Raw genomic sequence first — 6663 nt, forward strand, 5'->3', positions numbered from 1 at the left:
CGGCGAGTCTTCCGTTATGCACCCGGTACGAGTACATCGCACCCTTCGTGGGTACCGCGTACGGAGCGTATCGGCGCGAGGCCGTTTCGTTATGCTCAATTCTCCCTCAGATGTGCTGACGGTGTGCTCACCTCATCACTACATTCCTCCCAACCGACGGAGGACGGAGCAAGAAGCCGATGAGCGGAGTATCAGTGACCAAGGACGTGGAGGATGCGGCCGGTGCCGCGGACGGCCTGGTCGTACTGAGCAACGTCAACAAGCACTTCGGCGCGCTGCACGTGCTTCAGGACATCGATCTGAGCATTGCCCGCGGTGAGGTCGTCGTGGTGATCGGGCCCTCGGGCTCGGGCAAGTCGACGCTGTGCCGGACCATCAACCGGCTGGAGACCATCGACTCGGGCAGCATCACGCTGGACGGGAAGCCCCTTCCGGCCGAGGGCAGGGAACTGGCCCGGCTGCGCGCGGACGTGGGCATGGTCTTCCAGTCGTTCAACCTGTTCGCACACAAGACGGTGCTGCAGAACGTGATGCTGGGTCAGCTCAAGGTCCGCAAGACGGACCAGGCGACGGCCCTGGAGAAGGCGAAGGCCCTGCTGGACCGGGTGGGCGTCGGCGCACAGGCCGAGAAGTACCCGGCGCAGCTGTCCGGTGGCCAGCAGCAGCGCGTGGCGATCGCCCGGGCGCTGGCGATGGACCCGAAGGTGATGCTCTTCGACGAGCCCACCTCGGCGCTGGACCCGGAGATGATCAACGAGGTGCTGGAGGTCATGCAGCAGCTCGCCCGCGAGGGCATGACGATGGTCGTCGTCACGCACGAGATGGGCTTCGCCCGCTCGGCGGCCGACCGGGTCGTGTTCATGGCGGACGGCAAGATCGTCGAACAGGCCACCCCTGAGCAGTTCTTCAGCGCCCCGAAGAGCGACCGTGCCAAGGACTTCCTCTCGAAGATCCTGCACCACTGACGCTCTCGTCTGGTAGTGATCCGATCGACGGCCCGTGCCGTCGCCCACGACGTGTCCTGCTCGTCGTTCAACAACGTCTCACCCGAGGGAAGTTCACCATGAAGGTTCTCAAGACCGGCGCTGCCGTTGCCACGGCCGCCGTTCTCGCCCTGACGGCGACCGCCTGTGGCGGCGGCAGCAAGGACGCGGCGAGCGACGGCGGTCCGTCCGGCGGCGGCAAGTCGGACAAGATCGTCATCGGCATCAAGTTCGACCAGCCGGGTATGGGCCTGAAGACCCCGGACGGCAAGTACGAGGGCTTCGACGTCGACGTGGCGACCTACGTCGCCAAGGAGCTCGGCTACCAGCCGGACCAGATCGAGTGGAAGCAGGCCGTCAGCGCCGACCGCGAGAACCTGATCTCCAACGGCGACGTGAAGTTCATCGCCGCCACCTACTCGATCAACGACAAGCGCAAGGCGAAGGTCGACTTCGCCGGCCCGTACTTCCTGGCCCACCAGGACCTGCTGGTCCGCGCCGACGACAGCTCGATCACCAAGGTCGAGGACCTCAACAAGAAGAAGCTCTGCTCCGTCACCGGCTCCACCTCGGCGCAGAACATCAAGAAGGACCTCGCCAAGGACGCCGACCTGCAGGAGTTCCCGGGCTACTCCGAGTGCCTCACCGGCCTGGAGAACAAGGCCGTGGACGCGCTGACCACGGACAACTCGATCCTGGCCGGTTACGCCGCGCAGGAGAAGAACAAGGGCAAGTTCAAGCTCGTCGGCCTGAGCATGAGCAACGAGAACTACGGCATCGGTCTGAAGAAGGGCGACAAGGACCTCCAGACCAAGATCAACGCCGCGCTCAAGAAGATGGTCGCGGACGGTGCCTGGGAAGCGGCCGTGAAGAAGAACCTCGGCCCGTCCGGTTACAAGAACGAGCCTGCCCCGCAGATCACCGAAGGCAGCTGATTTCCCGGTGGGGTGCGTCGCCGCCCGCCCGTCCGCGGGCGGCGGCGTACTCCACCGGCCATCCTGGGGAGAGCGCAGGGCAACGTGTTCGACTTTCTTGATTCCGGGCAGTACGACCTGCTCGGAGCCTTCTGGGTGACGGTTCAGCTCACCCTCTACTCGGCGGTGGGCTCCCTCATATGGGGCACCGTCCTGGCCGGGATGCGGGTCAGCCCGGTCCCGCTGATGCGGGCCTTCGGCACCGCATACGTCAACTTGGTCCGCAACACACCGCTGACCCTGCTGATCATCGGAAGCTCGCTGGGCCTGTACCAGACGCTCACGATCAACCTGGGCGGCGACACGTCCAAGGAGACCGGCTTCCGGCTCGCCGTCCTCGCTCTGACCGCCTACACCGGCACCTTCGTCTGCGAGGCGCTGCGCTCGGGCATCAACACCGTGCCCGTCGGCCAGGCCGAGGCGGCTCGCGCGCTGGGCCTGAGCTTCTTCCAGGTGCTCACCCTGATCGTGCTCCCCCAGGCCTTCCGGGCGGTCATCGCACCGCTCGCCAACGTACTGATCGCGCTCACCAAGAACACCACGGTGGCCGCGGCCATCGGCGTGGCCGAGGCGGCCCTGCTGATGAAGGAAATGATCGAGAACGAGGCGGACGCGATCTTCGCCGTGTTCGGGATCTTCGCCCTCGGCTTCTGCCTGCTGACCCTGCCCACCGGTCTGCTGCTGGGCTGGGTGGCCAAGCGAGTGGCGGTGAAGCGATGAGCTCCGTGCTGTACGACACCCCCGGCCCCAAGGCCAAGGCCCGCAACTGGATCTACACGGCCGGCTTCATGGTCCTGTTCGCGCTCGCCGCGTGGTGGGTCCTCTCCGTCATGGCGGACAAGCACCAGCTCGACGCCGACAAGTGGAGCCCCTTCGTCACCGACAGCCGGATCTGGACGACCTACCTCCTCCCCGGCCTCGTGGAGACCCTGAAGGCCGGCGCGATCGCCATGGTGGTCGCCCTCCCGCTGGGCGCCCTGCTGGGCATGGGCCGGCTCTCCGACCACGCTTGGGTGCGCGTGCCGGTCGGCGTGGTCGTGGAGTTCTTCCGCGCCATCCCGGTCCTGATGCTGATGATGTTCGGCTACGCCTTCTTCGTGCAGTTCATCCCCGCCGTCTCCTCGGACTTCCGGCCGGTGTACGCCGTGGTGACCGGCCTGGTCCTGTACAACGCGTCGGTCATCGCCGAGATCGTGCGTGCCGGTGTGCAGTCCCTCCCCCGCGGCCAGACCGACGCGGCCAAGGCGATCGGCATGCGCAAGGGCCAGACCATGGTCCACGTCCTGATCCCGCAGGCCGTCACCGCGATGCTGCCGGCCCTGGTGAGCCAGCTCGTGGTGATCCTCAAGGACACCGCGCTCGGCGGTTCGCTGCTCGGCCTCACGGACCTGCTGGCCGCGAACCGGCAGGTCTCGGCGAACTACAGCAACACCATCGCCACGCTCGTGGTGGTCGCCCTGATCTACATCGCGGTGAACTTCGCCCTCACCTCCTTCGCCTCCTGGATGGAGGGCCGGCTGCGGAAGTCGAAGAAGGGCACCGGCACCGTGGTCGGCGTGGCCGATGTGAACGACATGGCCACCGGCAACAACTCGGCCGGGGCCTGACGGTCGAGCCCTGCTCCAGCCCGGGCGGAAGGCCGCCGGAGGGCTGACGTAGGGTCAGTCATAGTGCGTAGCCCGTGTGGTGCGGCGGAATCCTCCGTCGCACCACACAGCGCTGTCCCGGCCGGGTGTCACTTGACGCAGGAACCTCCAGTGGGTTGCATACGTTCTGTGATCACATACCGGACATCGGGAGCCGCATCATGGACCCGGTGATCGTCGTCGGCGCGGGGCCCGTCGGGCTGTCCCTGTCCCTCGCCCTGGCCGGGCACGGCGTGCCCAGCGTGCTGCTCGACGAGGGGCCCGGCAAGGACGAACCCCGGCCCGCCCGCAGTGTCGTGCTGCACACCGACACCGCCGCCATGGCCCACCGGCTGGGCTGTACCACCCTGCGCGACGAGGGCGCCCGGTACGCGGCCTGGCGGACCGTGAAGCGCCGCCAGGAGGCCCGGCGGATCACCTTCGAGGGCGCCTTCGAGGGGCAGGCTCCGCTGCACCTCCCGCAGCACGCCCTCGTGCGCGGGCTGCGCGCCGCCGCCACCGCGCACCCCCTGGTGCAGCTGGTCACCGGCGCCAAGCTGGACTCCTTCGAGCAGGACGGCCACGGGATCACCGCCCGCACCCGGGGCACCGAGAGCACCTGGTGGCGCGGCAGCCACCTGGTCGGCTGCGACGGGGCCCGCTCCACCGTGCGCAAGCTGCTCGGCATCCGCTTCCCCGGCCGGACCGCCGTCGAGCGGCACGCCGTGGCCGCGCTGCGCGCCGAACTGCCCTGGCCCGGCGAAGCGTTGCTGCACCGCAACCCGCCGTCCGGGCCCGAGGAGATCACCGCCCGGCCGCTGCCCGACGGGGTGTGGCGGCTCGACTGGCTGCTGCCCGCGCGCGGCGAACTCGTCACGCCCGACGCGCTCGTCACCCTCATCCGGGACACCCTGGCCCTGTGGTGCGGCGGCACGACTCCCCCGTACGACCTCATCGACACCGGCGTGCACACCCTCCACCACCGGCTCGCCCTGCGCTGGCGCGACGGCCGGGCCTTCCTCGTCGGGGACGCCGCGCACCTGCTGGGCGCGGTCGGCACCCAGGGCGTCGAGGAGGGGCTGCGCGACGCGGAGAACCTCGCCTGGAAGCTGGCCCTGGCCTGGCACCAGGGCGCCTCCGAGGCCCTGCTCGACAGCTACGAGGGCGAACGGCGCACCGCCGTCGCCGCCCGGCTGCGCGCCGCCGACCAGGCCGTGCCCGTACTGCGCGGCGGGGGCGGGCTGCGCACCCTGCTGCCGGGGACGGGGCGTTCCGCCGAAACCCTGCTGACCGACGGGCACCTGGGGCGCGGCCCGCTGGGCGCGCAGCCCGTGTACGCGCCGCCCGTGGCCGTGCGCGAGGTCCCGACGGCGACCGAGCCGGGCGGGCCGGTGGCGAACGTGCCCGTGACCGCGCCCGACGGGGCCACCGTCCCGCTGCGCGACCTGCTGGGGCGGGGCCGGCTGCTGGTGCTGCTGGTCGCGCCGGGCACCGGGGTGTGGGACCGGCGGCACTGGCAGAGCGCCGGGGTGATGCCCCGCCTCGCGGCGGCCGTGAGCGCGCTGCCGGTCCCGGCCGACCTGCTGGTCGCCGACGGCTACCCGGGGGCGCCCGCGCACACCGTGCTGCTGGTGCGCCCGGACGGGCACCTGTCCGCCACCTTCGCGGGGGTCCGGCCGGCCGAGCTGTACGCGGCTGCCGACGCCGTCCGGGCGGGCGCCCCGGCGGGCTCGCCCGCCACACCCGCTCCCGTGATCGATTGACCGTTCTCGGGGGCGCGTGGTTCACTCGCGGACATGACCGGCAACGACGTACGCCTGTGGCGGAGGGTTCACATGGACCTGCTCCGCTACGCGGGCTGCGTGTGTCGCCCCTCCTGCTGATTCGCCTTCCCTCCGCGCGCCCCTGAGCCCTGCCGGCCGGCGCGCGCACCTTCGCGAACCCCAGGACGGTCACATCCATGCCTTCCCCCCGGCCCACGCACGCCCCTGCCCGCCCGTCGTCGGCCCCGACGGCGGCGGAACTCCTCGACTTCGCCCTGCGCACCGCCGCCGACCCGGAGATCGTCGACTCGCTCCCCCTCGATCCGGAGGGCCGGACCTGGATCCGGCTCGACGGGCCGGGCGGCAGCGAGGCCTGGCTGATCGGCTGGCCGCCGGGCACCGGCACCGGCTGGCACGACCACGCCGAGTCCCGGGGCGCGTTCGCCACCGCGCGGGGCCGGCTGACGGAGCACTCCCTGACGGTGCGCCTGCCCTCGGAGGGCTGGCAGAGCCTGGAACTGGCCCCCGACGTGGACCGCACCCGCAGCCTCGGCGCGGTCAGCGGGCGGGCCTTCGGCGAGCACCACGTCCACGAGGTGCTCAACGGGTCCGCCTCGGAGCACGCGGTCTCCGTCCACGCGTACTACCCGCCGCTGCCGCTGATCCGCCGGTACAGCCGCAGCGGTCCGGTGCTGCGGCTGGAGCACGTCGAGCGCCCGGCGGACTGGCAGTGAGCGCCGCCGTGCCGCCGGTCGGCATCGACGAGCTGCTGGAGCGGGTCCGTGCGGCGTACGAGCGCATCGGCCCGCAGGAGGCGTACGAGGCGTCGCTGGACGGGGCCCTGCTGGTGGACATCCGCTACCAGGCGCTGCGCGAGCGGGACGGGCTGATCCCGGGGGCGGTGGTCGTGGAGCGCAACGAACTGGAGTGGCGGCTGGACCCCCAGGGCTCCCACCGGCTCCCGGAGGCCGTGTCGCACGACCTGCGGGTGGTGGTGATCTGCAACGAGGGCTACGCGTCTTCGCTGGCCGCGGGGTCGTTGCACGCGCTGGGGCTGCGGCGGGCGACGGACCTCACGGGCGGGTTCCAGGCGTGGCGCGCCGCGGGCCTGCCCGTCACCCCTCCTTGACGCGCCACTCGCGCGGCTCGGCCCCAGGGGGCCTCCCCGGCTTCGCGCCACTGCGCCGGACTCCGTCCGTCGGGGCCGGGGCCGGGTTCCGTGGCCGGTGCCGGTGGGTCGGGTGCGGGTGGGTGGGCCGCTGCGCGGGGCTGTCCCCTACCCGCCCTTCCACCGTTCCCAGGGGCTGCGCCCCTGACC

The 6663-nt window shown here is 71.1% G+C and carries 8 protein-coding genes; all 8 read left to right on the forward strand.

Annotated features, from left to right (window positions below; translation table 11 throughout):
• The first annotated feature begins 179 nt into the window (after nt 1–179).
• The 8 genes from ACQKM2_RS27005 to ACQKM2_RS27040 all read left to right on the forward strand — a co-directional run bounded on the left by ACQKM2_RS27005 (nt 180) and on the right by ACQKM2_RS27040 (nt 6474).
• Nucleotides 180–965 (forward strand): amino acid ABC transporter ATP-binding protein, encoded by a 786-nt coding sequence (locus tag ACQKM2_RS27005; protein ID WP_427714234.1) that lies wholly within the window; start codon nt 180–182, stop codon nt 963–965.
• Between the two features lie 98 nt (nt 966–1063).
• Nucleotides 1064–1918, forward strand: coding sequence for a glutamate ABC transporter substrate-binding protein (locus ACQKM2_RS27010; RefSeq protein WP_427714236.1), 855 nt, complete (start codon nt 1064–1066; stop codon nt 1916–1918).
• Nucleotides 1919–2002: 84 nt separating this feature from the next.
• Nucleotides 2003–2677, forward strand: a complete 675-nt coding sequence (locus ACQKM2_RS27015; RefSeq protein WP_427714238.1) for an amino acid ABC transporter permease — start codon at nt 2003–2005, stop codon at nt 2675–2677.
• Nucleotides 2674–3564 carry an amino acid ABC transporter permease gene (locus tag ACQKM2_RS27020; RefSeq protein ID WP_427714240.1) on the forward strand — a complete coding sequence of 297 codons (891 nt, stop codon included), beginning with the start codon at nt 2674–2676 and terminating at the stop codon, nt 3562–3564. The genes ACQKM2_RS27015 and ACQKM2_RS27020 overlap by 4 nt, the downstream gene beginning before the upstream one ends.
• A gap of 200 nt (nt 3565–3764) precedes the next feature.
• A complete protein-coding gene (locus ACQKM2_RS27025; RefSeq protein ID WP_427714242.1) occupies nt 3765–5345 on the forward strand; it encodes an FAD-dependent oxidoreductase in 1581 nt (526 codons plus the stop codon).
• Nucleotides 5346–5378: 33 nt separating this feature from the next.
• Nucleotides 5379–5465 carry a putative leader peptide gene (locus ACQKM2_RS27030; protein ID WP_311318651.1) on the forward strand — a complete coding sequence of 29 codons (87 nt, stop codon included), beginning with the start codon at nt 5379–5381 and terminating at the stop codon, nt 5463–5465.
• A 77-nt stretch (nt 5466–5542) separates the two neighbouring features.
• The gene (locus ACQKM2_RS27035) at nt 5543–6079 is read left to right on the forward strand and encodes a cysteine dioxygenase (RefSeq protein WP_427714243.1); all 537 of its coding nucleotides are present in this window, start codon (nt 5543–5545) and stop codon (nt 6077–6079) included.
• Nucleotides 6076–6474, forward strand: coding sequence for a rhodanese-like domain-containing protein (locus ACQKM2_RS27040; protein ID WP_427714245.1), 399 nt, complete (start codon nt 6076–6078; stop codon nt 6472–6474). The genes ACQKM2_RS27035 and ACQKM2_RS27040 overlap by 4 nt, the downstream gene beginning before the upstream one ends.
• Nucleotides 6475–6663: the final 189 nt, after the last annotated feature.

Source organism: Streptomyces sp. NPDC004126, assembly GCF_050275515.1.
GTDB lineage: Bacteria > Actinomycetota > Actinomycetes > Streptomycetales > Streptomycetaceae > Streptomyces.